Here is a 23,748-nt window from a genome sequence, read left to right as displayed (position 1 = left end):
GGTGACCGTCGGTCCGGGGCCTAGGCCCGGGAAAGGCTCTTAGAGAGCGATTGAAGCTCTAAAAACAGTGCATTTTGCCTAAACAAGAGATGCAGGCCCTTTAGCTGTCATTTTTCAGCGAACTTTAGGGGGCCAGAATTGGCAGCCAGTTATCTCCGTTGCGATTTGATCAACAAATTGATCAGCTGAATTCTCGATGAATTCTGTTAGCAACCAGTTCGCTTGTCCGGCGAGATGCCTATCGAAACCGGCAGGATCATATCTAGACAACTCGCTTAAGCGATGCATAGCAGCAAACATTAGGATTAATGTATGCCTATGTCCGACAGAATTCGTCGCGTAGGTGCGCTTCAGATACCAGAGGTCACGGTTGCCGCTGATATGCACAACGGCTCTTCGTGTTGTAGAATGGTAGCGCTTCAACCGTTCAATTGCGCGTCTCTTTGTGGGGGCTTTCGCTTTGCCAGAGTACCAACGAAACGGCTTTTTGCGCCTAACCATTTTGACGTCACCCTCATCATAGCACTCAAACGAACTTGGAATGCTTGTTAGGGAACGTAGATCGGAAAACCGAGGAAGTACTTCCGCCTCGAAGTATGCCTCAGACGATTTTGGTTTTACAACGTATCTTGCTTTCTCCAGCGGAATAAAAAGCTCTTTCGATGAGCGAAAGGTGAGCCTGAAAGACCTATGAATGAATGGGATATTCCAGAGAATATCCTTCAAGTTATAACTGGCCTTCTCTTCATACTCGCCAAAGTGCCGACACAAGCCTGGCAAGATGCCACCTGACTTAAAGTTGACTTGTTCGTTCGCCAGCATGTTCTTTGCATCCTCAGGGCGATCGCCATGTATGCCATGAGAATCGCTTGCGGCGACGCCTTTCGTTACCAAAAGTGCTTTCGTCGCATTGAGATAGCAATAGTAGAGAGTCAGCGGTGCGGCTTCGGGGCCAAGGTTCAGCGATGCATCGGCAAAACGTCTCGCTTGCCGCCAATAGGCGAGAGCTTCAATTTTGTTGTCTCGCTTCAACCAAAGCTCGACATACTGCCAAGGATTGCTTGAGAGAACGTGCTCACTTTCAAAATCTGGTGATAGGACGCCCTTATGCATCCAGATACGGCGATTTTTGATTTTTAATTGTTTCTTCCCATTCGCAATTTTAAACTGCATGAGTTCTGACAGTTCAATAGTAAGTTGCAGGCTGGCGAGCTGACCCAGCGGATCAGGCGTGGCGTCCCCTTAAGAACGCAATGCACCTCTAACCAATGTACACCGCCCCCACCATATGCGACCTTCCGCCCCAAACACCCCCGCCACAGGACCCCCACCCATGACCACCCCCTGCATCCTCTGCGTCGCCATCACCGGCTCCGTCCCCACCAAAGCCGCCAACCCCGCCGTGCCGATCTCGATCGCTGAGCAGGTCGAGTCGACTCATGCGGCCTTTGAGGCCGGAGCCTCGATCTGCCACGCCCATGTGCGCAACGACGATGAAACTCCGTCCTCCGATCCCGAAAAATTCGCGCGACTGATGGAAGGCGTGCAAAAACATTGCCCGGGCATGATCATCCAGTTCTCCACCGGCGGGCGCTCGGGCGCGGGGCGGGAGCGGGGCGGGATGCTGCCGCTGCGGCCCGACATGGCGTCGCTCTCGGTCGGGTCCAACAACTTCCCGACGCGGGTTTACGAGAACCCGCCGGAATTGGTCGATTGGCTGGCCTCGGAGATGAAAACCCATGAGATCAAGCCCGAGATCGAAGCCTTCGATCTCAGCCACATCCACAAGGCCGCCGAGATGAACCGTGACGGGCGCATCCCCGGCCAGCTCTATGTGCAATTCGTCATGGGCGTGAAAAACGCCATGCCGGTGGACCGTGAGACCTTTGATTTCTACATCCAGACGCTCAACCGCTTGGCGCCCGAAGCGCAGTGGTGTGCCGCCGGGATCGGGCCGAACCAGATCGTGCTGAACGAATGGGCCATCGCGGCGGGTGGGCATACGCGGGCCGGGCTGGAGGACAACGTGCGGCTGGACCGCGAGACGCTGGCGCCCTCCAACGCGGCGCTGATCCAGCGCGCGGCGGAACTCTGCGCGAAATATGAGCGCCCCGTTGCCACGGCTGCACAAGCGCGTGAGATTCTCGGCCTGCGCCCCTCATAGGCTTGCCGCGAAACGGGTGCCGCGTTGAAATGCGGGGCGGGGCCGCTATGTCCCGTTCCAGCAACCAACAGGAGCCTGAAATGTCCCATACCCGCCGCCATTTCCTTGCCACCTCCGCCGCCGCAGCTGGCGTCGTGACGCTGCTGCCTTTCGCCGCCCGCGCCGCCACGCAGAACGGTGATACATTCGACACCGACGCAGGGCCGATCACCGTGCACCCCGTCGATCACGCCTCGATCGTGTTGGAGACGCCAAAGGGCGTGATCTATGTCGATCCGGTGGGCGAGCCCGCGCAATACAGCGATTTCCCGGCGGCGGATCTGATCCTCATCACCCATGAGCATGGCGATCACTACAATGCCGATACGCTTGCCGCGCTGGCGGGCGATGACGTGCAGATCATCACCAACCCCGCCGTTTTCGACATGCTGCCCGAAGCGCTTGCCGCCAAGGCCAGCAAAATTGCCAATGGCGAGAATACCGAGTTCAATGGCCTGCCGATCAACGCGATCCCGGCCTATAACACCACCGAAGAGCGCAAGAAGTTCCACCCCGAAGGGCGCGACAACGGCTATATCCTCGGCTTCGACGGCTTCCGCGTCTATATTTCGGGCGATACCGAAGACACGCCCGAGATGCGCGGGCTGACCGATATCTCGCTGGCTTTCGTTTGCATGAACCTGCCCTTCACCATGGATTCCAACGCCGCCGCCTCGGCGGTGGCCGAGTTCAAGCCCGCTTACGTCTACCCCTATCACTTCCGGGGCAAAGACGGCGGCACCCAAGACCCGCAAGAGTTCGCCAAACGCGTCGGCACCGATGTCGAGGTCAAATTCGGCGACTGGTATTGAAATTCAGCGGCCATGTCCTGAGCGGGCGTGGCCGCCTTTTCTACGGGCCGTTCGATCCGAGCAGCCGATTCCGGGGTCTGGTGGGGCTGTTCCACGCCTGCACCATCCTTCGGGAAATTTTCCCTTAACAAATTCAATAGCCTAACCGCTCTCCCTGCCGATGGTCGAAGTTTCGCTTGATCGCCTTCGGTCCGCGGACTAGCGTGACCTGCGACAAATGCGAAACAACAGTTCGCATTGCGAAACAAGTCTCTGGGAGGAGCCGACATGACAATTTTCAAACACCTGAGCTGCGCCGCAGCTCTGGCGCTGGCTGGTGGCGCGGTAAGCGCTGAGACCGTGTTGATTCATGGGGAAGCCGGGCCGAACCGCGGTGCGCGCGCGCAGGCGTTGCAGTGGTTCGCCGATCAGGTCGCCGAACGGTCCGACGGCGATATGCGCCTCGACATCCAGTGGGGCGGGGCGCTGTTCAAAGCCAATGCCGCCGTGCAATCGCTGGCCGATGGCGTGGCCGACACCGGCTCGGTCATCGCGGTTTACTACCCGCAGGAGATGGCGGGCTACGGTATCGCCGACCTGCCGGTGAACAACCCCGACGCTTGGGTCGGCATGCGCGCCACCGATGAGCTGATGCGCAGCAACGAAGCCATTCAAGAAGACCTCGCCGACAAGAACCTCGTCTACATCGGCACTTGGACCACCTCTCAGGTGAACATCGGCTGCAAGGGCGGCGCGATCAAATCCGTCGACGATATCTCGGGCAAGAAGGTCCGCGGCGTCGGCGCCTATGGCAAGGTCTTCGGCGAGCAGGGCGCGAACATGGTCAACATGTCGATCTATGACGCCTACCAAGGGCTCGACACCGGTCTGATCGACTGCTCGCAGGGCTACAGCTATGCCGTCGCGGCGCTGAAACAGGCCGAGGTGATGGACAGCTATACGATCCTCGATTGGGGTCAGGTCGGCGGTCTTGGCATCTTTATGAACAAGGACATGCACGACAGCCTGACGGAAGAGCAGCAGGCCACGCTGGCCGAGGTTGGCGCGGACATGGCCGACGAATTCGGTCGCCTGATCACCACCGCCAACGAAAAGGCCATCGCCTCCATGAAAGAGCAGGGCGTCGAGGTCATCACTCTGCCTGAAGAGGACCGCGCGAAACTGGTCAAAGCCGGTGAGAAGTTCCTTGACGAATGGGTGCAAACGGCAAGCTCCGCCGGTCTGCCCGGTGAGGAACTGCTGGAAGAGTATAAGGCGCTGATCGCCAAATACACCGAAGAGCGTGACGCCAACGGCTACCCATGGGACGCCGCCGGTAACTGATCGCTGACACTGGGGAGGGGCAGCATATGTTGGTAAATCTGGAGAAAATCCTGTTGGGTCTGGGCGCTTTGGCCGTGATTGCCTTGGGGGTGTTGATCACCTCCAACGTGATCGCCCGCGCGCTCTTTGCCAGTCAGGTGCCCGATAGCGTGACCATGGTGCGAGAGCTCATGGTTGCCGCCATCCTGCTGCCCCTCGCCGCCGCGACCGCTGCCCGTGCGCATGTCTCGGTCGCCTTCGTGACCGACCGTTTCCCCGAACGCGCACGCTCGGTGCTGATCGTGGCAGGCTCTGCCATCGGGATGCTGGCGCTGGCGCCGCTGATCTATTCCGGCGGGCGCGAATTCCTCTCCGTGGTGGAGAAGGGCAGTTTTTTCTACGGCGACCTGAACCTGCCGAAATGGCCGGGACGGTTGTTGTTCCTGATCGGGATGATCGCCACTTTCTTGCGGCTGGCCGAGCTGACATGGCGCGACGGGCGCACCGTGCTTGCGGGCGGCGTCGTCTCGGATGAGCAACATCACGCGGCTGACCTTATGGTTGAAGAGGACTTGCGCTAATGGATGCTTCGACCATCGGAATGATCGCCTTTGCCGCGGTACTGATCATGTTGGCCCTGCGGGTGCCGATCGCCTTCACGCTGGCCTCGGTCGCGACCGTCGCCACCTTCTTCATCTTCGCCTTCCGCACAGGGACTTTCATGCCCGAACGCGCGATCAAGGCGACCACCTCGATGGTGTTCTCGAACTCCTTCGACCTTATCCATTCCTACGATCTGTCGATGATCCCACTCTTCGTGGCGCTTGGACATATCGCTTACCGCGCGGATATCACGACGAAAATCTACCACGCGGCAAAGGTCTGGCTGACCAAGCTGCCGGGTGGGGTCGCCATGGCCTCTGTCATGGGCTGCGGCGGGTTTTCCGCGATCACCGGCTCGTCCATCGCCTGCGCCTCGACCATGGGTAAGATCTGCACGCCCGAGATGCTGCGCATGGGCTATGACCCGCGCCTCGCCACCGCCTCCGTCGCGGCGGGGGGTACGCTGGGTTCGCTCATTCCGCCTTCGGTGCTGTTCATCATCTACGGCATCTTCACCGAGACCTCGATCTCCTCGCTCTTTCTCGCCGGTGTTCTGCCGGGGCTGCTGACGCTGATGGGCTTCGTGCTGGTCATCGCCGTTTGGGTCTGGCGCGATCCATCGGTCGCCCCCTCGACCGACCAGCGCTACAGCGCCGGGGAGCGTTGGACCGCAGCGCTCGAAAGCTGGCCCGCGCTGCTGCTCTTCGTGCTCATCATCGGCGGCATCTACGGCGGCATCTTCACCGCGACCGAGGCCGCAGCCGTCTGCGTCGTCTCGGCCACGCTGATCGGTTTTGCGCAGAAGAAACTTGACTGGGCCGGTCTTTGGGCTGCGGTGAAAGAGACCTGCGTGCAGACCTCCGCTATCTTCCTCATCGCCGCCTCGGCCAAGATCTTCGTGGCCTTCGTCGCGCTGACTGGCGTCGCTGGCACCATCGTGGGCTTCGTCTCTGACGCGCAGATGTCGCTGGTGGTCCTGATGCTCTGCATCGCGCTGATCTACCTGCTTTTGGGCATGTTCCTCGACCCCATCGGCATCATGGTGCTGACCCTGCCGCTGATGATCCCGCTGGTCGAAAGCTACGATCTGAACCTCATCTGGTTCGGCGTTGTGGTCATCAAGCTGCTGGAGATCGGCCTGATCACCCCGCCCGTCGGCCTCAACGTCTTCGTCATCGCCAATGTCGTGGGCCGCGAAGCGCCGATCGACAAGATCTTTGCCGGGATCACGCGCTTTCTCAGCGTCGACGTGATCGTGCTGATCCTGATCATGTCCTTCCCGATGATCTCGCTCCTGATCCCGATGGCGGCGCGATGAATCAGGCGGCATCCGATACCGGCACGGACCGCAAGTTCGCCAATACGCTGGCGCGGGGGCTTGGCATTCTGCGGGCCTTTCGCGCCAGCGATAGCGGGCTGAGCCATGCCCAGATTGCCGAGCGGACGGGGCTGCCGAAACCCACCGTGTCGCGGCTGACCTATACGCTTTGCGAACTGGGCTATCTGGCCCATGGCGGGCGCAACGACAAGTTTCGGCTTGGGCCTGCGGCGATTGCGCTCGGCTCCGTCGCCTCTGTCGCGGTGAGTTTCGTGGATATGGCGTCGGATGCGATGCAGGAACTGGCGGATGAGACCCGCACGCTGGCGTTGATCGCCGTGCGCGATGGCGACCGGATGATGCTGGTGCGCACTTGGCGGCCGCGCACGGCCTCGACGATCTGGCTGGAGCCGGGGCACCGCATTCCGGTCTATGGATCCTCCTCGGGTCTGGCCACGCTGGCCAGCCTCGACGAAGACCGTTTCGAAGCGCTGGAACCCGACGACCGGCTGCGCGATTTCCGCCGTGAGGGCTATGAGCAACTGCTGGCACAGGGCTTCGTGCTGGCCCCGCCCGACACCCGCTATGCCCGCAATGTAAACGCGGTCAGCGTGCCCTATTACGCCGGTGAGTTCGGAGAGCCGGTGTCCTTTAGCTGCGGCGCGCTGCCGGCGGACTTGCCCGACGACCGCATTCTGTCACAAGTGGGGCCAGCCCTGCGCGACGTGGTCAGCGGCATCGAACAACGCACCGGACGGGCACCCGCCCTGTCACGGCGCGGATAGAAAAGGAGTTATTAAAATGACCGACAAGATCGCCTATTCCCGCCATGACGACATCGTCGTGCTGCGCATCGAAAACCCGCCCGTCAACGCGCTGAGCCAAGCCGTGCGGCAGGGTCTTGCCGATGGCATGGACCGTGCCGAGGCCGAAGACGGCGTGCGCGCAGTGATGATCGTGGGCGAGGGGCGCGCCTTCATCGCCGGGGCAGACATTACCGAGTTCGGCAAACCACCGATGGAGCCGCATCTGCCTAATCTCTGCAACCGCATCGAAGCCTCGCCGCTGCTGGTCGTGGCTTCCATGCACGGCGTGAGCCTCGGGGGCGGTCTCGAGGTGGCGCTATCGGCGCATTACCGCATCGCCCAGCCTTCGGCGCGTGTCGGTTTGCCCGAAGTGCATCTTGGCCTCATCCCCGGGGCAGGTGGTACGCAACGTCTGCCGCGTCTGATCGGCGTGGAACCTGCGCTCGACGCCATCACCACGGGCCGCCACATCAAGGCACCGCAGGCGCTGGAGATGGGCATCGTCGACCGCGTGGAGGAGGGCGATCCGCAGGAGGTTGGCCTCGCCTACGTCCGCGAATTGCTCGACAGCGGTGCCGAGCGCCGTCCGATCTGCGAGATGCCCGCGCCTGCGCCCATCGACTGGGATGCCGCCTATGAGGCGACGCTGAAGAAAGGCCGCGGCCAGATTTCCCCCGCCGAGGCGGTGCGCGCCGTTCAGGCAGGTGTCGAAAAACCCTTCGAGGAGGGCATGAAGGCCGAGCGTCGCATCTTCTCGGAACTGATGAACACCGACCAGCGGCAGGGCATGATCCACGCCTTTTTCTCCGAGCGGGCCGTGAGCAACCTGCCCGAACTCAAGGGCGTCGAGCCGCGCGAGCTGAAAGCCATCGGCGTCATCGGCGGCGGCACCATGGGGGCGGGCATCGCCACCGCGGCGCTGCTGTCGGGCTTCTCGGTCGTGCTGATCGAGATGAAGGAAGAGGCCGCCAAGGCCGCGCATGAGCGTATCTCTGGCAACCTCGCCGGCGCGCTGAAGCGCGGCAAGATCGATCAGGCGAAGTTCGACCAGCTGACCGGCACGGCGCTGACCGTCTCCACCGAATACGACAGCCTGCGGGATGTCGATCTGGTGGTCGAAGCGGTCTTTGAGGATATGGACGTGAAAAAGGACGTCTTCGGCAAGCTCGACGCGGTATGCAAGCCCGGCTGCGTGCTGGCCTCCAACACCTCCTATCTCGACGTGAACGAGATCGCCGCCTCCACCAAACGCCCCGAGGACGTGATCGGGCTGCACTTCTTCTCGCCCGCACATGTGATGAAACTGCTCGAGGTGGTCGTCGCCGACAAGACCGCGAAAGACGTGGTCGCCACCGGCTTCGCGCTTGGCAAGGCACTGGGCAAGGTTAGCGTCCGCGCGGGTGTCTGCGACGGTTTCATCGGCAACCGCATCCTCGCCACTTACCGCACCGCGGCGGACCATATGGTGTTGGACGGCGCCAGCCCCTACAAAATCGACGCGGCGCTGGAGAAATTCGGCTTCGCCATGGGCCCCTTCGCCGTGGCCGACCTCGCCGGTCTCGACATCGGCTGGGCCACGCGCAAGCGCAAGGCCGCGACACGCCACCCCGAGGAGCGCGTGCCGACCTATATCGACCGGCTTTGCGAACAGGGCCACTTCGGCCAGAAGACCGGCGAGGGTTACTACATCTACGAGAAGGGCAAGCGCGGCGGCACGCCGAACCCGGAAGTCACCCGCCTGATCGAGGAAGAGCAGAAGGAGCGCGGCATCACCCCGCGCGACTTCACCGATGCCGAGATCGTGCGCCGCTACATGTGCGCCATGGTCAACGAGGCCGCCAAGGTGCTGGAAGAGGGCATCGCCAAACGCCCGCTCGACGTGGATATGACGCTGCTCTTCGGCTACGGTTTCCCGCGCTACTGGGGCGGCCCGATGAAATGGGCCGACATTCAAGGACTGCCCAACGTGCTCTCGGCGATCGAAGGTTTCGCCGAACAGGACCCGTGGTTCTGGAAACCCGCGCCGCTGCTGGCCGAACTGGTCAAAACCAACCGAAACTTTGATGATCTGAACAAGGAAGCTGCCAAATGAAACAGGCCGTTATCGTCTCCGCCGCCCGCACCGGGTTGGCCAAATCCTTCCGCGGGTCATTCAACATGACCCACGGTGCCACCATGGGCGGCCATGTGGTCGCCGAGGCCGTGAAACGGTCGGGCGTTGAGCCTTCGACCATCGAGGACGTGATGATCGGCTGCGGCTACCCCGAAGGGGCCACCGGCTCGAACATCGCGCGTCAGATCGCCCTGCGCGCGGGCCTGCCGGTCACCGCCTCGGGCGTGACCGTGAACCGCTTCTGCTCATCCGGCTTGCAGACCGTCGCCATGGCCGCCAATGCCATCTGCATGGAGGGCGCAGGCCCGATGGTCGCGGGCGGGGTCGAGAGCATTTCGCTCATCCAGCCGCATGTGAAATCGGTCAAGGAGCCTTGGCTGGAAGAGCACAAGCCCGAGGTCTACATGGCGATGATCGACACCGCCGACATCGTGGCCAAACGCTACAACATCAGCCGCGAGGATCAGGACGCCTACGGTCTGCGCAGCCAGCAGCTCATCGCCAAGGCGCAGGAGGCCGGTCTCTTCGACGACGAGATCGTGCCGATGCAGACCACCATGGGCGTGCAGGACAAGGAAACCAAGGAGATCTCCACCCGCGAGGTCACCGTGGACCGCGATGAATGCAACCGCCCCAATACCACGATGGAGGGGCTTGCGGGCCTCACGCCGGTGCGCGGCGAGGGGGCCTTCATCACCGCCGGTAACGCCAGCCAGTTGTCGGACGGTGCCGCAGCACTGGTGCTGATGGACAGCAAGCAAGCCGAGCAGCAGGGCCTTCAGGCCATGGGCGCCTTCCGCGGCTTCGCCGTCGCGGGCTGCGAGCCCGATGAGATGGGCATCGGCCCGGTCTTCGCCGTGCCGCGCCTGCTGGAGCGTCATGGGCTGACCGTCGATGACATCGACATCTGGGAGCTGAACGAAGCCTTTGCCAGTCAGGCACTCTATTGCCGCGACCGTTTGGGCATCGACCCCGATAAGTGCAACGTGAACGGCGGCTCGATCGCCATCGGCCATCCCTTCGGCATGACCGGGGCGCGGATGACCGGCCACATCCTGCGCGAAGGCCACCGCCGCGGCGCGAAACTGGGCGTCGTGACGATGTGCATCGGCGGCGGCATGGGGGCGGCTGGCCTCTTCGAAATCTACTAAAGGGGGCCGACATGGACCTGAGCTATACAGACGAAGAACGCGCCTTCCGCGAGGAGGTGCGTCAATTCCTCGCCGAGAAACTGCCGAAAGAGCTTTCCGAGAAGGTGCGCCGCGGGCAGGAACTGACGAAGGACGACCATGAGCGCTGGCACGCGATCCTGAACGAACAGGGCTGGCTTGCGACCAACTGGCCCAAGGAGTTCGGCGGGGCGGCGTGGAACGCCGTGCAGCGCCACATCTTCGAGGAAGAAGCCGCCGCCCACCACGCGCCGCGCATCGTGCCCTTCGGCCTGTCGATGCTGGCGCCAGTGCTGCAGAAGTTCGGCTCGAAAGAGCAGCAGGACTACTGGCTGCCGCGCATCCTTTCGGGTGAAGACTGGTGGTGTCAGGGCTATTCCGAGCCGGGCGCAGGCTCCGACCTCGCCTCGCTGAAGACCACCGCGGTGAAGGACGGCGATCATTACATCGTCAACGGTCAGAAGACATGGACCACGCTGGGCCAGCACGCCAACATGATCTTCTGCCTCGTGCGGACGAACAAGGAGGTGAAGCAGCAAGAGGGCATCTCCTTCCTGCTGATCGACATGGACACGCCGGGCATCACCGTGCGCCCGATCATTCTGCTGGATGGCGGCGCCGAGGTGAACGAGGTCTTCTTCGACAACGTGAAAGTGCCCGCCGAGAACCTCGTCGGCGAAGAGAACAAGGGCTGGACCTACGCCAAGTACCTGCTGACCCATGAGCGCACCAACATCGCGGGCGTGGGCTTCTCTCAGGCCGGTCTGCAGGCCGTCAAACGCATCGCCAAATCCGAGATGGCCGGGGGCCGTCCGTTGATCGAGAACCCGCATTTCGCCGCCCGCGTGGCACAGGCCGAGATCGACCTGATGGCGATGGCCACGACCAACTTGCGCATCATCTCGAAAGCCGCTGCAGGGCAGGCGCCGGGCGTGGAAAGCTCCATGCTGAAGGTCAAAGGCACGATCATTCGGCAGGAGATCAACGATCTGGCCCGCCGCGCCGCCGGGGTCTACGCCATGCCCTTTGCCTCGGAAGCGGTGGCAGGCAGCAACGACGCGCTGCCCGACCCGCATGAGGCCGGCCCCGTGGCCGCGCAATATTTCAACAACCGCAAGCTGTCGATCTTCGGCGGCTCAAACGAGATCCAGCGCCAGATCATCGCCAAGACCATGCTGGGAGGTGGCAAATGAATTTCGACCTGACCGAAGAACGCCAGATGCTGCAGGACAGCCTGCGGCGCTTCCTGCGCGACAAATACGACACCGAGACCCGCAACCGCATCCTTGAAAGCGAGACCGGCTATTCGACCGAGATCTGGGAAGGTCTGGCTGAACTGGGCGTGATCGGCGCGCTCTTCACAGAAGAGCAGGGCGGTTTCGGCGGCGCGGGTTTCGACCTTGCCGTGGTCTTCGAAGAACTGGGCCGCGCCGGGGTGGTTGAGCCGCTTCTGGACAGTGCCGTGCTGGCCGGGGGGCTGATCGCCGACCTTGGGACCGAAGAACAGCAGGAGCATATCGAGCAACTGATCGGCGGCGCGCGGCAACTCGCCTTCGCCCATGGCGAACCGGGCAGCCGCTATGACCTCGAGCGCGTCACCACTTCGGCCACGCAAAACGGCGACCAGATCGTGCTCAGCGGTCGCAAGGCCGTGGTGGCGAATGCCGAGGCCGCCGACATACTCGTCGTCTCCGCCCGCGAAAGCGGTGAGGCGGAGGGCCGCGACGGCATCTCGCTCTTCCTCGTGCCCGCCGATGCCAAGGGGCTCTCGGTGACCGGCTATGCGTTGCTTGCAGGTGGCCGCGCCGCCGAGGTAACGCTGGATGACGTGACCCTGCCGGAAAGCGCCCGTCTGGGCGCGGCGGGCAAGGCATTTGACGCCATCGAGACACGCACCGCCAAGGCCACCGCCGCGCTCTGCGCCGAAACGCTGGGCGCGATGGAGACCGCCTGCGACCTCACTCGCGAGTACCTCGGCACCCGCAAGCAGTTCGGCCGCCCCATCGGCAGCTTCCAAGCGCTGGCGCATCGCATGGCGGACCTGCTCATCGACCTCGAACAGGCGCGCTCGGCCGTGATCAACGCGGCGGGCCATCTGGAGGACGATCGCGCCAGCCGCGAGCGTCACGTCTCGGCGGCGAAGAACCTGATGGGCCGCGTTGGCCGTCTGGTCTCGGAGGACACGATCCAGATGCATGGCGGCATCGCCATGACGCAAGAGTACGAACTGGCGCATATCGCCAAGCGCATCACCATGGCGGACCACCGCTTTGGCGATGTTGACCATCATCTGGAGCGGTTCATTGCACTATCCGCCGCATAATGCACCGACCAGCGGGGTTCAGCAGCTGATCGGGTTTACCCCCGACCTGTCGAACCCCGATGGCAGCACCCGCGTGACGCTTGATCTCGGCCCGCAGCACCTCAATGTCTCGGGCGTGCTGCACGGCGGGCTGCATACGCTGATGCTTGACGTTGCTGCCGGTTTCGCCTGCGCGCGGCACTGCGCGATGAGCGGACCTTTCGTGCCGATGCTGACGCTCTCGCTGACCACCGATTACATCGGCGCGGTCCGCGAAGGGCAGGTCATCGCCACGGGGCGCGTCACCGGCGGGGGCTTCAAGATTCTCTACGCCGAGGCACAGCTTCACGATGCCGAAGGCCGCCTGCTGTCGCGCGCCACCGGCGTATTCAAGAGGGCCAAGACATGAGCGCAAGGATCGAGGACCGCGGCGACCGGCTGATCGTCTGGAACGGTAACGCCGAGAAACGCGGCGCGCTGACGCCCGCGCTCTACGACGCCATCGCCGAGGCGATGCGACTGGCCGAGGAGCCGCGCATTCGCACGGTGATCCTGACCTCCGAGGGGCGGTTCTTCTGCGCCGGGGGCGACCTCAACGTGCTGATCGAACGCCGTAAGCTGACCGAAGAGGTCCGCCGCGAGCGGGTCGATGCGCTGCATGATCTGGTGCGGTCGATCCGCGCCTGCCCGGTGCCTGTCATTGCCGCCGTCGAAGGTGGTGCCGCGGGCGCGGGCCTGTCACTGGCGCTGGCCTGCGACATGATCGTGGCCTGCGAGGACGCGCAGTTCACCGCCGCCTACGTCAAGGCCGGGCTTGTGCCCGATGCGGGGCTGACGGCGTCACTCGCACGGCTCCTGCCGCGCCCCTTGGCGATGGAGATGTGCCTGCTGGGCCGCCCGGTCATGGCCATGCGCTTTGCCGAACTGGGCGCGGTGAACCGCATCTGCCCGAACGGTCGCGCGCTCGACGAGGCGCTGATGCTGGCCGACACGCTGGCCGCGGGTCCGCGCGCGGCGCAAGGCACGATCCGGGCCTTGGTCGGGCAGGCCTATGAGACCGACGTGGCCGCGCAGCTCGACGCCGAGCGCAACGCCATGGCCCGCGCCGCAGGCGGCGACGAGGCCGCCGAGGGCATCGCGGCCTTTTTGGAGAAACGAAAGCCCCGGTTCTAGCCGGGCGGCGGCTGCCGGAGGAGGGGGCCGCTATTAGGCAGGAGGAGACACCCATGAATGCCAGGGTACAGGATTTTCTAGCTGAGCAATTGGCGACCCGCCCAGAGGCACCAGCGCTGAGCGACGCCAGCGGTGCGGCTTGGAGCTTTGCCGATCTGGACCGCGCGCGTCGGGCTTTGGCGGCGGAATTGCGGGCCGCGGGGGTGCAGGCGGGCGACCGCGTGCTGTTGATGGTGGAAAACTGCGTTTCCGCCGTGGCCGGGCTCTATGCCGCGTGGGAGTTGGACGCCGTGGCGATCCCCGTCAACGCCCGCCAGAGCGAGGCCGAGGTGAAACGCATTCTCGACCACGCCACCCCGGCGGCGGTGCTGCTGACCTGCGAAGTCTCGCCCGAGGCGGCGGCCCATGCAGCGCGGCTGGACGCACGCGAGATTGCGGGCGATTTCGGCAGCTTGCATCTGGCCACGCCACAGCCCAGCAGCCCGGATGCCGATCTGCATGACGTGGCGGTGCTGCTTTATACCACCGGCACCACGGGCGATCCCAAGGGCGTGATGCTGACCCATTCCAACCTGCGCTTCGGGGCGCGGGCCTCGGCCGATCTGCGTCAGATGGTGCCGGGGGATGTGGTCTATGGCGTCTTGCCGATGACCCATGTCTTTGGCCTCGTCTCGGTCCTGATGGCCGCCGTGAGCGCGGGCGCGAAGGTGCGGCAGGAGAGCCGCTTTTCCGCCGCGAAACTCCATGCCGCGACCCATGAGGATGTCACGATCCTGCCTGCGGTGCCGCAGATGCATGCGCTGGTCATGCAATACTCGCGCGAGCGCGGCATGCCGAAACTGGAAAGCCCGACCCTACGCTATGTCTCCTCCGGCGGTGCACCGCTTGATCCTGCGTGGAAGCGCAAGGCTGAGGCTTTCTACGAACTGCCCCTGCAAAACGGTTTCGGCATGACCGAGACCTGCTCGGGCGCCTCGGCCACGACCAATGCGCTTGGCTCCCCCGATACCTCCGTCGGGCCGGTGACGCCGGGCACCGAGTGCAAGATCGACGACCAAGCCCCCGGCGGCAATGGCGCGGGCGAGGGCGAGGTGCTGGTGCGCGGCCCGCATGTGATGAAGGGCTATTACCGCAACCCGACTGAGACCGACAAAGCCATCGACGCCGAGGGCTGGCTACACACCGGCGATCTGGGCAAGCTCGATAAGGAGGGGCGGCTGCACATCCTCGGACGTTCAAAAGAGCTGATCATCCATGGCGGTTTCAACGTCTATCCGCCTGAGGTGGAGGCCGCGTTGAACGATCACCCGCGCGTGGTGCAATCGGCGGTGGTCGGACGGCGGCGCGAGGGCGACGAAGAGGTGTTGGCCTTCGTGCAGGTGGCACCGGGGGACGAGGTCACGGCAGAGGAGTTGCGTGGTTTCGTCAAGGAACGGCTCACGGGCTACAAACGCCCGTCGCAGATCATCGTGGCGACCGATTTGCCCGCAGCACCCACGGGCAAGATTCTGAAGCACCGCTTGCTGACAGCCTTTGCCGATCAACTGGCGTGACAGGGCGGGGCGCAGAAGCGCCCCGCATCTCTATCAGACGTAGGTGCCTTCGGCAGCGGCGCGGATCGCGCGGATGTTCTCGCCGTAGGGTGCCGGATCGCTGACCGAGCCGCCCTTGAAGACGGCGGAACCCGCCACCAGCACATCGGCCCCGGCCTGCGCCACCAGCGGCGCGGTCTTGGGATCGACGCCGCCGTCGATCTCGATATGTACGGGCCGGTCGCCGATCATCGTGCGCAACTCGCGGATCTTGGCGGTCATGTCGATGAACTTCTGCCCGCCGAAACCGGGGTTCACGGTCATCACGCAGACCAGATCGACCATGTCGAGGATCTCGGCCACGGCGCTTGCCGGCGTGCCGGGGTTCAGCGCCACGCCCGCCTTGGCACCCGCGCCGCGGATCGCTTGCAGGGTGCGGTGGATATGGGGCGTGGCCTCCACATGGGCGGTGATGAAATCGGCGCCCGCCTTGGCGAAGGCTTCGATATAGGGATCGACCGGGGCGATCATCAGATGCACGTCCATCACGCCCTTGATATGGGGCCGGATCGCCGCGCAGGTGGCGGGGCCGAAGGTGATGTTGGGCACGAAATGCCCGTCCATCACATCCACATGCACCCAGTCGGCGCCTTGGGCTTCGATGGCTTCGCATTCGGCGCCGAAATTGGCGAAATCGGCGGCGAGGATGGAGGGGGCGATCTTGATCGAACGGTCGAAAGTCATGGGGGCAAGCCTTTGTTACGAGGGTTGGCCCCTCATAACGGCTGACCGCCCCCGGGGAAAGAGGGCTAGAGGTCGAGCTCCAGCACCCCGCCGGGCTGTGTTGCACGGGACTGGCAGAGGATGATCGCCCCCTCACGCTGCTTGGCGGAAAGCACGAAGTCGCGGTGCTCCACCTCGCCGCCGCGCAACCCGCATTTGCAGACCCCGCAGATGCCGTCGGAGCATTTCAGGTCCACCGGCACCCCCGCCGCGATAAGCGCCTCGGCGGCGGTTTCCTCGGGCCCCACCTCGATCTCGCGGCCCGAGGTGAGCTTTAGCGTGAAGGGGTGGTTTTCGTAATCCGGCACCTCGGGGGTCGAGAAATATTCCAGATGCCGGGCGTCCTCCGGGATGCCGGCGTCTTCGGCGGCACCCAGTACGGCCTGCATAAAGGGCTCGGCCCCGCAGGTATAGACATGGGTGCCTTCGGGCGCGCGGGACATGATCGCGGGCAGGTCGGCGCGGGTGCCCTCGGCGGAGATATGCAGATGCACCCGGTCGGCCCATGGCATCGCGGCCAGTTCCTTGGCAAAGGCCGCGGCTTCGCGGGTCGAGGCAGAGTAGTGCAGATCGAAAGGCCGCCCGAGCGCATGCAGACGATGCGCGAAGGCGATCATCGGCGTGATGCCGATGCCGCCACCCATCAGCAGGCTGTGGGGGGCGTCCTCGATAAGTTTGAAATGGTTCACCGGCTTGCCGACGAAGATGCGCCGCCCTTTGGAGAACACCCGGTGCAGCAGGGCCGAACCGCCGCGGCCTGCTTCCTCGCGCAGCACGGCGATGCGGTAACGGCTGCGGTCCTCGGGGTCGCCCAAAAGCGAATAGGGGCGCAGGTATTCCGGGGCCACCACCAGATCGAGATGCGCGCCTGCGGTCCATGCGGGCAGGTCATGCCCCTCGGGGTGGGCGATGTCGTAAAGTCGTGTGGTGGCGTTTAGCTCCTCCACCGCGGTGATCCGCAGGTCAAGCACCGGGGTATCGCTGCCGACTTTGTAGAGATGCAGGTGATCGGTCTCGCCCGCCGCCGTCTTGCGGCGGTGTTCATCGGCGCTGATCAGGGCGGCATGGGCCTTGATCCCGGCCTCGCGGTTCATCGGGTCGGGATAGGGCCAGGGGTGCGGGGCCAGCGGGGCGGGGTAGACGGCGAGGGTCTGGTCTTCAAACCTAAGGTCCAACTCCGGTTGCAGGTCGCGCGCGTTCACGGGTTGCGCGGGGGTATCGAACTGGCCCGAGGGCTTGCGCTCGATGTCCCACCACCATTTCTTCACCGGGTTCAGCCGGCCTTTGCCGACCTTGTCGTCGAGCTTGGCCAAGAGCGGTGCCGCGGCGGGAATGTTCGAGGCGGCCCAGCGGAAGGGCGCCTCGGCGAAGAGCCCTTCGAGGTTCCACGGGCAGGTCTTCATGCAGCGCCCGCACATGGCGCCGCCTTGGTTGGTGATCCGGTAGGTGGCACATTTCTGACTGTCGGATTTCCAAATCTCGTAGCCGTTGAACATCTTCTTCGGCCCGGCGGTGATCGCGCCGGAGGGGCATTCGCGGGCGCATTTGTTGCAGGCCTCGCAGAATTTCTGCAGCCCGAAGTCGATGGGCTTGTCGTGGGCGACAGGCAGGGTGGTGGTGACCACGCCAGATTTCAGACGCGGGCCGAGGAAGGGGTTCAGGATCACCTCACCGATGCGGCTGACCTCGCCCAAGCCCGCCAGCAGCAACAGCGGCGGTTGCAGCACGTCGCCGTCCATCACCGTATGCGCCTTTGCCGAATGGCCGAGGTTGCGCAGGTGCTGCGCCAGCACGCCGCCCAGCATCGAGAACCGCAGGTAGGCGCGCATGGATTGCGACACGGCGATCCAGTCATCGCCCGAAGACCCCTCCATCGTGTCGAAGCCCTGATCGATGATGAGGCTCAGCGCCTGATTATGCGGCGGGGTGATGGGGGTGCCGGTGGCGTCATGGCTGTACCATGTCCAGTCTGGGCAGGCCGACAAGCCCGCCGCGTCCGCGCCGAGGAAATAGCTCGCCGCCTTGAGGTTCGCGGCATTGCGGGCGGTATCCTCGACCTCAGGGGCGTCTTCGTTTACCGGCCCGTCCTGCAGCAGGATCAGCGCGCCCAGCAGGCGGCGTTGCGCGGCGGAGGGGGCGGATTTGATCACGTGATGCCCGCCCTTCATGGCGTTCTGCACCTTCGGCCCCATGTCGCCGAACTGGCCACGCGCGAAGAGGTCACCGCGTTTCGGCACGCGCGGGACGTTGGCGGCGTCGATGTAGGTCGTGGGCTCCTCGACCCGCTTCAACGTCTCGAAAGGATGCGGCCCCATGGCATAGTCGCGCCGGGCGTAAGGATCGACGTCGCGGGCGCTGACCCCGCCGTGGGTGCCCAACTGCCAATGCGGCCCCTTCAGCACCGACCACGGCTGCTCGGCCAGTGGGGCAAGCGGCATGTCGGGCGCGAGGGCCATGTCGGTCGTCACCACCGCAAGGCCGAAGCGCGGGCCGATCCATGGCGCTTGCAGGCTGCCGTCCTCCATCACCGCCAGCCCAGCCGCCACGGCCAGTTGGCCGAGGTTCACGTCGGAGGTGGTGGCCGAATGCACCTTGGCCGCGAAGCCCAACTGGCGGATGTATTCGGCGAGCACGGTGGCGTTCTCGGTCCCGCGCAGGCAGGCGCGCTCGGCTTGCGCGTCCATGATCCAGTCGCTGCCCGGCTCGCGCGCGCGCGGGTCGCGGGGGTAAGCGGTGAGGATCACCAGCGCATGACAGTGGCCGTCGATCGGGGTTTCCGGCGCATCCACGGCGTCGCGCAGGTTGGCCATAATGACATCGACGCCCGCCGCTAGCGTCTTGGTCTGGCGGCTGCGCAGACCTTCGGCCAATTGGGCGGTGCCTTGGCTGCGGCGCGGGTGGGGTAGCCGCGCCTCGCGCGGCAGGGCGCAGACGCCCATCATCGAGGCATCGTTGTAATAGCCAAAGGATTTCAGATGGTTGGCCCGCTCCTGCGGGCTGTCGGGGATCACCGCGCCCGCCCTGTTGACCGGCCCGTCGCGCAGCACGTCCATCATGGCCTGAAAGGGGGCCATGGCGTTGCAGATGCTCTGCGGCGTCTCGGGCCGCTCGAACCGCAGTTCCGGCTCGGGCGTCTTGGGCAGCCGGTCATGCGGTGCCTGCAACCGGCGCAGCCGTTCCAGCGGGAAGGGGCCGAGATGCATGGGGCGGGTCTTGGACGAAAAGAGCTTCATGGACAAATCGATGCCACGCTTTGGGATGATATGCTAGTCTTGGTTGTATTGGTAAACACCGCTCTCGCTTGACTTTTTGCGCAGCCGCCGACCATGCTGCGGCAAAATTGGAGGAGTAAGATCATGACCCTGTTCACCCGCCGTCAGGCCATCGCAACTTTGGGCGCCGCAACGGCTGTGGGGCTGGCGGCACCGGCACTGGCGCAGAACCGCAAGATCACCTTAGGCGCGCTGCGTTTCACCAGCCACGCGGGCAGCTTCGTCGGCTTTGAACGGGACTATTTCAAAGAGGCCGGTCTGGATGTCGAACTGCGCTTTTTCGAGGCCGCGCAGCCGATGGCTGTGGCGATTGCCAGCGGCGATGTGGACTATGCGATCACCGCGATTTCCGGCGGGCTGGTGTCGCTGGCGCAAAAGGGCGCGGTCAAGGTGATCGGCGGCGGCCTGCAAGAAGAGCAGGGCATCGACGGGCAAAAGTTCCTCGTCTCTGACGCGGCCTATCAGGCGGGCATCACCGCGCCGGGCATGTTGGACGGCAAGAGCTTTGGCATGACGCAGGCGGGGTCGTCTTTCCACTACATGGGATCCAAAATGGCCGCGGCCGAGGGGATCGACCTCAAGTTCAAGCCGCTGCAAAAGGTCGGTGCGGTGATCGGGGCGCTGAAGTCGGGCCAGATCGACGCATGGTCAATCGTGCCGCATATCGCCAAACCGCTGGCCGGGTCCGGTGCCGTGCATATCATCGGCGATGTGGCGACCTATCTGCCGGATTATCAGGTGACCACGGTCTTCACCTCGACCAAAAACGCCACGGATGAGCAGGAGATGACCAAGAATTTCCTTGCCGGTTATTCCAAAGGTGTCGCCGATTACAACGCGGCGATGATCGCCAAGGAAGGCGGCGATGGGGGCGTGGATGAGATGGTCGATCTGATCCATAAATATGTCTACACCGACCGCCCGCGCGACAAGGCCGCGCCTTCGATCATCAATGGCACCATGCGCCTGAACGAAGGGGCCAAGCTGAACGTCGCCTCGGTCCGCGATCAGTTGGAGTGGTTCCAATCCGAAGGGTTGGTCGATGCCGACATCACTTTGGAGACGCTGATCGACACCTCTTATGTCGAGACGGCGGGCAGCTAAACGCTCGCCCCTCTGGATGCTACGCTGTGCAAGGCGCGCTCCCCACTGGCGCGCCTTTTGCTTTCGGGCTTGCAAGGGGATTTCCGCCCCGCATGACTGGCAATGCCGCCGCGCCAAGATACCTATGATGCTGAGATGGGGCCAAGCCCCTGAGCAGAAAACGGGAATCGGCAGTGAGCGACGGCAGTTTTTTCGCCCTGAACGGCTATCATTTCGCATTGGGGGCCGTGGGGGCGGTGGTCATCCTTGCCCATTGGCTACCCCGCTTTTTCAGCCGTCGTGAGCCTGCGGCCTCGGGGCTGTTGATCCTTTTGGGCATGGGGGTCTTCGCCCTTGTCCCCGGCATGCCGACATTCCCCGACCCCCGCGCGATGCCCTTCCCATGGGAGGTCGTCTCGGAGCTTTGCGTGATCGTCGCGCTTTTCGCGACGGGGCTAAGGATCGACCGGCTTTCGGATTGGTCCCGCTGGGGGCCGACGGCGCGGTTGCTGGCGCTGACCATGCCGTTGACGATCCTGTCGGTCGCGCTGATGGGCTGGGCCTTTGCGGGGATGACCGCGGCGGGCGCGATCCTCTTGGGGGCGGTGATGGCGCCCACTGATCCGGTTCTGGCCGCCGATGTTCAGGTCGGCCCGCCGCATGAGGGCGGCGAGCATCCGGTGCGGTTCGCGCTGACCACCGAGGCGGCACTCAATGACGGCTTGGCCTTTCCTTTCGTCTACCTCGGCATTCTGGTCGCCGCTGAGGGGTTGGCCCCGGCGTCTTGGGGCGTGGAATGGCTGGCGCGGGACGTCTTTTGGCGCATCGCCGTGGGGGCCGCCATGGGGGCTGCGGGGGGCTGGGCCTTGGGGCAGGTTCTCTTCGCGGTGCCGCGCAATGCAGTACTGGCCGAAACCTCCTCGGGCGTGGTGGCCTTGGCGGGGGTGCTGTTGTGCTATGGCACCACCGAATTGGCCGAGGGCTATGGCTTTATCGCCGTGGCAATGGCCGGTCTGGTGATCCGGCGGGTCGAGGCGGATCACGCATTCCACCGCCGTTTGCATGACTTCACCACCGCTGTCGAACACGCGCTGACGGCGCTTTTGCTGGTGGCGATCGGCGCGGTGCTACCTGCATTGCTGAGCGATCTGACCCTTGCAGGCGCGGTGATCGTGCTGGCGCTGATCTTTGTCGTGCGCCCCTTGGCTGGGTGGCTGTCGCTTATGGGCACGCCGCTTGAGACGCGCCCCCGCTGGGTTATCGCGCTCTATGGGATACGGGGGATCGGGTCGATCTATTACCTTGCCTATGCGGCGGGGAAGGTTGAGTTTCTGGACGAGGAGCCGCTTTGGGCCATGGTGGGCTTTGCAATCCTTCTGTCGACCTTGGTGCATGGGTTTACCGCCGGGATCGCGGTGGACGGGCTGCGCGGCAAGGGGGAGCCGCCCTCCTAACCGACCCCGCGGTGCAAGGCGGTCGCGCCCGCTTGCGGATCGCACATTGCGCGCGGTGCGTTTTTGCTGAAAAAGGGCGGCATGGACCTCAAGCTTTCCTCCGTCAGCCATTACTATGGCGATACCCAAGTGCTGCGTGACATCACGCTCGACATTCCTTCCGGCCAGATCGTCTGCATCGTCGGCCCTTCGGGCTGTGGCAAGTCCACCCTGCTGCGGATGCTGGGCGGGTTGGAACGCCCCAGCGAAGGCCGTGTGCTGCAAATGGGCGATGCGCCCGAGGGGTGCCTGAACCCGCTGACCTACATCTTTCAGGATTTCGCCCTGCTGCCTTGGCGCAGCGTGCGCGGCAATGTGGCGCTGGTGCTGGAGGGGCATGGGCTGGGCAAGGCGCAGCGCGAGGCAATCATCGCCGATGTCTTGGCGCGGACCAAGTTGACCGATTTCGCCGATGCGCTGCCCAAGCAGTTGTCGGGCGGGATGAAGCAGCGGGTGGCGATTGCCCGGGCGCTGGCGGTGAACCCCGCCGTGATGCTGATGGATGAGCCGCTGAGCGCGCTTGATAGCCAGACCCGCGAATTGCTGATGGATGACCTTGTAGCGCTCTGGACGCGGCAGCCTTTCACGGCGGTCTATGTGACCCACAACCTCGCCGAGGCCGTGCGGCTGGGGCATAAGATCGTCGTCCTGTCGCGCCGTCCGGGTGAGCTGCGTGAGGTGGTGGAGTTGGACATGCCACTGGCCGAGCGGCGCCACGGCGACCCGGGTTTGGAGGCGCAGCAGCAGCACCTTTGGGGCTTGATGCGTGATGAGGCCGCGGCGGCGGATGCGGAGTTGATCGATGGCTGAAATGACGGATGTGAATGCCCGCGAGGTCACTTTTCGCGGCGGTGGCTTCCAGCCCGGCACGCGGCGCGGCGTGGGGCTTGCGGTTTTCGTGGTGCTGATCCTGCTGGCGGAATGGGGCACGCGCAGCGGTTTCATCTCCCCCCTGACCCTGCCGCGGCCCAGCGATGTCTTGCTGACCTTTCAAGAGCTTTACCAGTCGGGGATGCTGTTCAAACACCTCAGCCCCTCGCTGACCCGTTTGGCGGTGGGCGCGCTGATCGGTGCCTCATTGGGCATCGGCATTGGCGTGTTGATCGGGTTGTTCTCTTTGGTCCGCGCCGGGTTGGTGCCGCTGGTGGCCGCGATTTTTCCGATCCCCAAGATCGCGCTGTTGCCGCTTTTCGTCATCTGGTTCGGCATTGATGAGGCCAGCAAATACGCGCTGATCGCCTTTGGCACCTTCACGCCCACGGTGGTGGCGACCTATGCGGCGGTGGACAATGTGGACCGGGTGCTGATCCGCATGGGACAGAGTTTCGGGCTTGGCTGGTGGTCGATCGTGTCCAAGATCGTGGTGCCCGGTGCGATGCCGGGGATCCTTTCGGGACTGCGGATTTCGCTGACGATCGCGATTATCCTGCTGGTGGCGGCAGAGATGCTGGGCGCGGAATATGGGATTGGGGCGTATATCCTGCAGGCGGGGAGTCTTTATGACTTGGAGCGGCTGTTTGCGGGCGTGGTGATCTTGTCGCTACTGGGGGTGGCGGTGTCTGCGGCTGTGGCGGCGGTGGAGCGGCGCGTGTTGAGCTGGCGGGTATAACACAAGGGCCAGCGCCTGCCCGCGGGTCGGCGATCCAAACGGCGGTTCATGCCGCTTTATGGCTCAACCGTGATAAGACCTCGCCAGGGCGGGCCTAGCCTCACCAAATCGCCTACCCGTCCGGGCGGGCAGGCGATGGCCCGGCGCCTGCGGCTTGATTCCGGTCTTGGGGTGG

At 64.1% G+C, this 23,748-nt stretch carries 20 protein-coding genes; 17 read left to right on the top strand and 3 right to left on the bottom strand.

What is annotated here, in order from left to right; genetic code table 11:
* Nucleotides 1-114: 114 nt before the first annotated feature.
* Nucleotides 115-1,173 (bottom strand): YaaC family protein, encoded by a 1,059-nt coding sequence (locus HKX24_RS15675; protein WP_276154097.1) that lies wholly within the window; start codon nt 1,171-1,173, stop codon nt 115-117.
* A gap of 160 nt (nt 1,174-1,333) precedes the next feature.
* Here HKX24_RS15675 and HKX24_RS15670 point away from each other — a divergent pair, with 160 nt between their 5' ends.
* From HKX24_RS15670 to HKX24_RS15610, 13 genes are all read left to right on the top strand, one after another.
* On the top strand, nt 1,334-2,164 hold the full coding sequence (locus HKX24_RS15670; RefSeq protein ID WP_271692226.1) for a 3-keto-5-aminohexanoate cleavage protein: 831 nt from the start codon (nt 1,334-1,336) through the stop codon (nt 2,162-2,164).
* A gap of 80 nt (nt 2,165-2,244) precedes the next feature.
* Complete coding sequence (locus HKX24_RS15665) at nt 2,245-3,015, top strand: MBL fold metallo-hydrolase (protein WP_271692225.1); 771 nt, start codon at nt 2,245-2,247, stop codon at nt 3,013-3,015.
* A gap of 267 nt (nt 3,016-3,282) precedes the next feature.
* Nucleotides 3,283-4,338: a C4-dicarboxylate TRAP transporter substrate-binding protein gene (locus HKX24_RS15660; RefSeq protein WP_271692223.1), complete on the top strand. Its 1,056-nt coding sequence runs from the start codon at nt 3,283-3,285 to the stop codon at nt 4,336-4,338.
* Nucleotides 4,339-4,364: 26 nt separating this feature from the next.
* Nucleotides 4,365-4,898 (top strand): TRAP transporter small permease subunit, encoded by a 534-nt coding sequence (locus HKX24_RS15655; RefSeq protein ID WP_067267049.1) that lies wholly within the window; start codon nt 4,365-4,367, stop codon nt 4,896-4,898.
* A complete protein-coding gene (locus HKX24_RS15650; protein WP_067267050.1) occupies nt 4,898-6,238 on the top strand; it encodes a TRAP transporter large permease in 1,341 nt (446 codons plus the stop codon). The genes HKX24_RS15655 and HKX24_RS15650 overlap by 1 nt, the downstream gene beginning before the upstream one ends.
* Entirely contained in the window at nt 6,235-7,023 is a 789-nt protein-coding gene (locus HKX24_RS15645; RefSeq protein WP_067267052.1) for an IclR family transcriptional regulator, read from the top strand. The genes HKX24_RS15650 and HKX24_RS15645 overlap by 4 nt, the downstream gene beginning before the upstream one ends.
* Nucleotides 7,024-7,039: 16 nt before the next feature.
* Nucleotides 7,040-9,136, top strand: coding sequence for a 3-hydroxyacyl-CoA dehydrogenase NAD-binding domain-containing protein (locus tag HKX24_RS15640; RefSeq protein WP_271692221.1), 2,097 nt, complete (start codon nt 7,040-7,042; stop codon nt 9,134-9,136).
* Nucleotides 9,133-10,308 (top strand): acetyl-CoA C-acyltransferase, encoded by a 1,176-nt coding sequence (locus HKX24_RS15635; RefSeq protein ID WP_271692220.1) that lies wholly within the window; start codon nt 9,133-9,135, stop codon nt 10,306-10,308. The genes HKX24_RS15640 and HKX24_RS15635 overlap by 4 nt, the downstream gene beginning before the upstream one ends.
* 11 nt (nt 10,309-10,319) lie before the next feature.
* Entirely contained in the window at nt 10,320-11,519 is a 1,200-nt protein-coding gene (locus HKX24_RS15630) for an acyl-CoA dehydrogenase family protein (RefSeq protein ID WP_271692219.1), read from the top strand.
* Nucleotides 11,516-12,649: an acyl-CoA dehydrogenase gene (locus HKX24_RS15625; protein WP_276154096.1), complete on the top strand. Its 1,134-nt coding sequence runs from the start codon at nt 11,516-11,518 to the stop codon at nt 12,647-12,649. Before HKX24_RS15630 ends, HKX24_RS15625 begins: the two co-directional genes overlap by 4 nt.
* Nucleotides 12,630-13,037 (top strand): PaaI family thioesterase, encoded by a 408-nt coding sequence (locus HKX24_RS15620; RefSeq protein WP_271692216.1) that lies wholly within the window; start codon nt 12,630-12,632, stop codon nt 13,035-13,037. Before HKX24_RS15625 ends, HKX24_RS15620 begins: the two co-directional genes overlap by 20 nt.
* Nucleotides 13,034-13,801, top strand: coding sequence for an enoyl-CoA hydratase family protein (locus tag HKX24_RS15615; protein ID WP_271692215.1), 768 nt, complete (start codon nt 13,034-13,036; stop codon nt 13,799-13,801). Before HKX24_RS15620 ends, HKX24_RS15615 begins: the two co-directional genes overlap by 4 nt.
* A 53-nt stretch (nt 13,802-13,854) precedes the next feature.
* The gene (locus tag HKX24_RS15610) at nt 13,855-15,354 is read left to right on the top strand and encodes a class I adenylate-forming enzyme family protein (protein ID WP_271692214.1); all 1,500 of its coding nucleotides are present in this window, start codon (nt 13,855-13,857) and stop codon (nt 15,352-15,354) included.
* Nucleotides 15,355-15,387: 33 nt separating this feature from the next.
* Here the strand turns inward: HKX24_RS15610 and rpe are convergent, their stop codons facing one another.
* Complete coding sequence (gene rpe / locus HKX24_RS15605) at nt 15,388-16,077, bottom strand: ribulose-phosphate 3-epimerase (RefSeq protein ID WP_271692213.1); 690 nt, start codon at nt 16,075-16,077, stop codon at nt 15,388-15,390.
* A gap of 65 nt (nt 16,078-16,142) precedes the next feature.
* The gene (locus tag HKX24_RS15600) at nt 16,143-19,349 is read right to left on the bottom strand and encodes a 4Fe-4S double cluster binding domain-containing protein (RefSeq protein WP_276154095.1); all 3,207 of its coding nucleotides are present in this window, start codon (nt 19,347-19,349) and stop codon (nt 16,143-16,145) included.
* A 123-nt stretch (nt 19,350-19,472) separates the two neighbouring features.
* Here HKX24_RS15600 and HKX24_RS15595 point away from each other — a divergent pair, with 123 nt between their 5' ends.
* The 4 genes from HKX24_RS15595 (at nt 19,473) to HKX24_RS15580 (ending at nt 23,573) form a co-directional block, all read left to right on the top strand.
* Nucleotides 19,473-20,492, top strand: a complete 1,020-nt coding sequence (locus tag HKX24_RS15595; RefSeq protein WP_271692211.1) for an ABC transporter substrate-binding protein — start codon at nt 19,473-19,475, stop codon at nt 20,490-20,492.
* 173 nt (nt 20,493-20,665) lie between these two features.
* Nucleotides 20,666-21,925: a cation:proton antiporter gene (locus tag HKX24_RS15590; RefSeq protein WP_271692210.1), complete on the top strand. Its 1,260-nt coding sequence runs from the start codon at nt 20,666-20,668 to the stop codon at nt 21,923-21,925.
* Nucleotides 21,926-22,006: 81 nt separating this feature from the next.
* Entirely contained in the window at nt 22,007-22,774 is a 768-nt protein-coding gene (locus HKX24_RS15585; RefSeq protein ID WP_271692209.1) for an ABC transporter ATP-binding protein, read from the top strand.
* Entirely contained in the window at nt 22,767-23,573 is an 807-nt protein-coding gene (locus HKX24_RS15580; RefSeq protein ID WP_271692208.1) for an ABC transporter permease, read from the top strand. Before HKX24_RS15585 ends, HKX24_RS15580 begins: the two co-directional genes overlap by 8 nt.
* Nucleotides 23,574-23,748: the final 175 nt, after the last annotated feature.

The organism is Sulfitobacter sp. M85 (genome assembly GCF_029285915.1).
Classification (GTDB): domain Bacteria; phylum Pseudomonadota; class Alphaproteobacteria; order Rhodobacterales; family Rhodobacteraceae; genus Sulfitobacter; species Sulfitobacter faviae.
The sequence above is the reverse complement of the archived record's forward strand: the minus strand, read 5'-3'. Positions and strand labels throughout refer to the sequence as shown.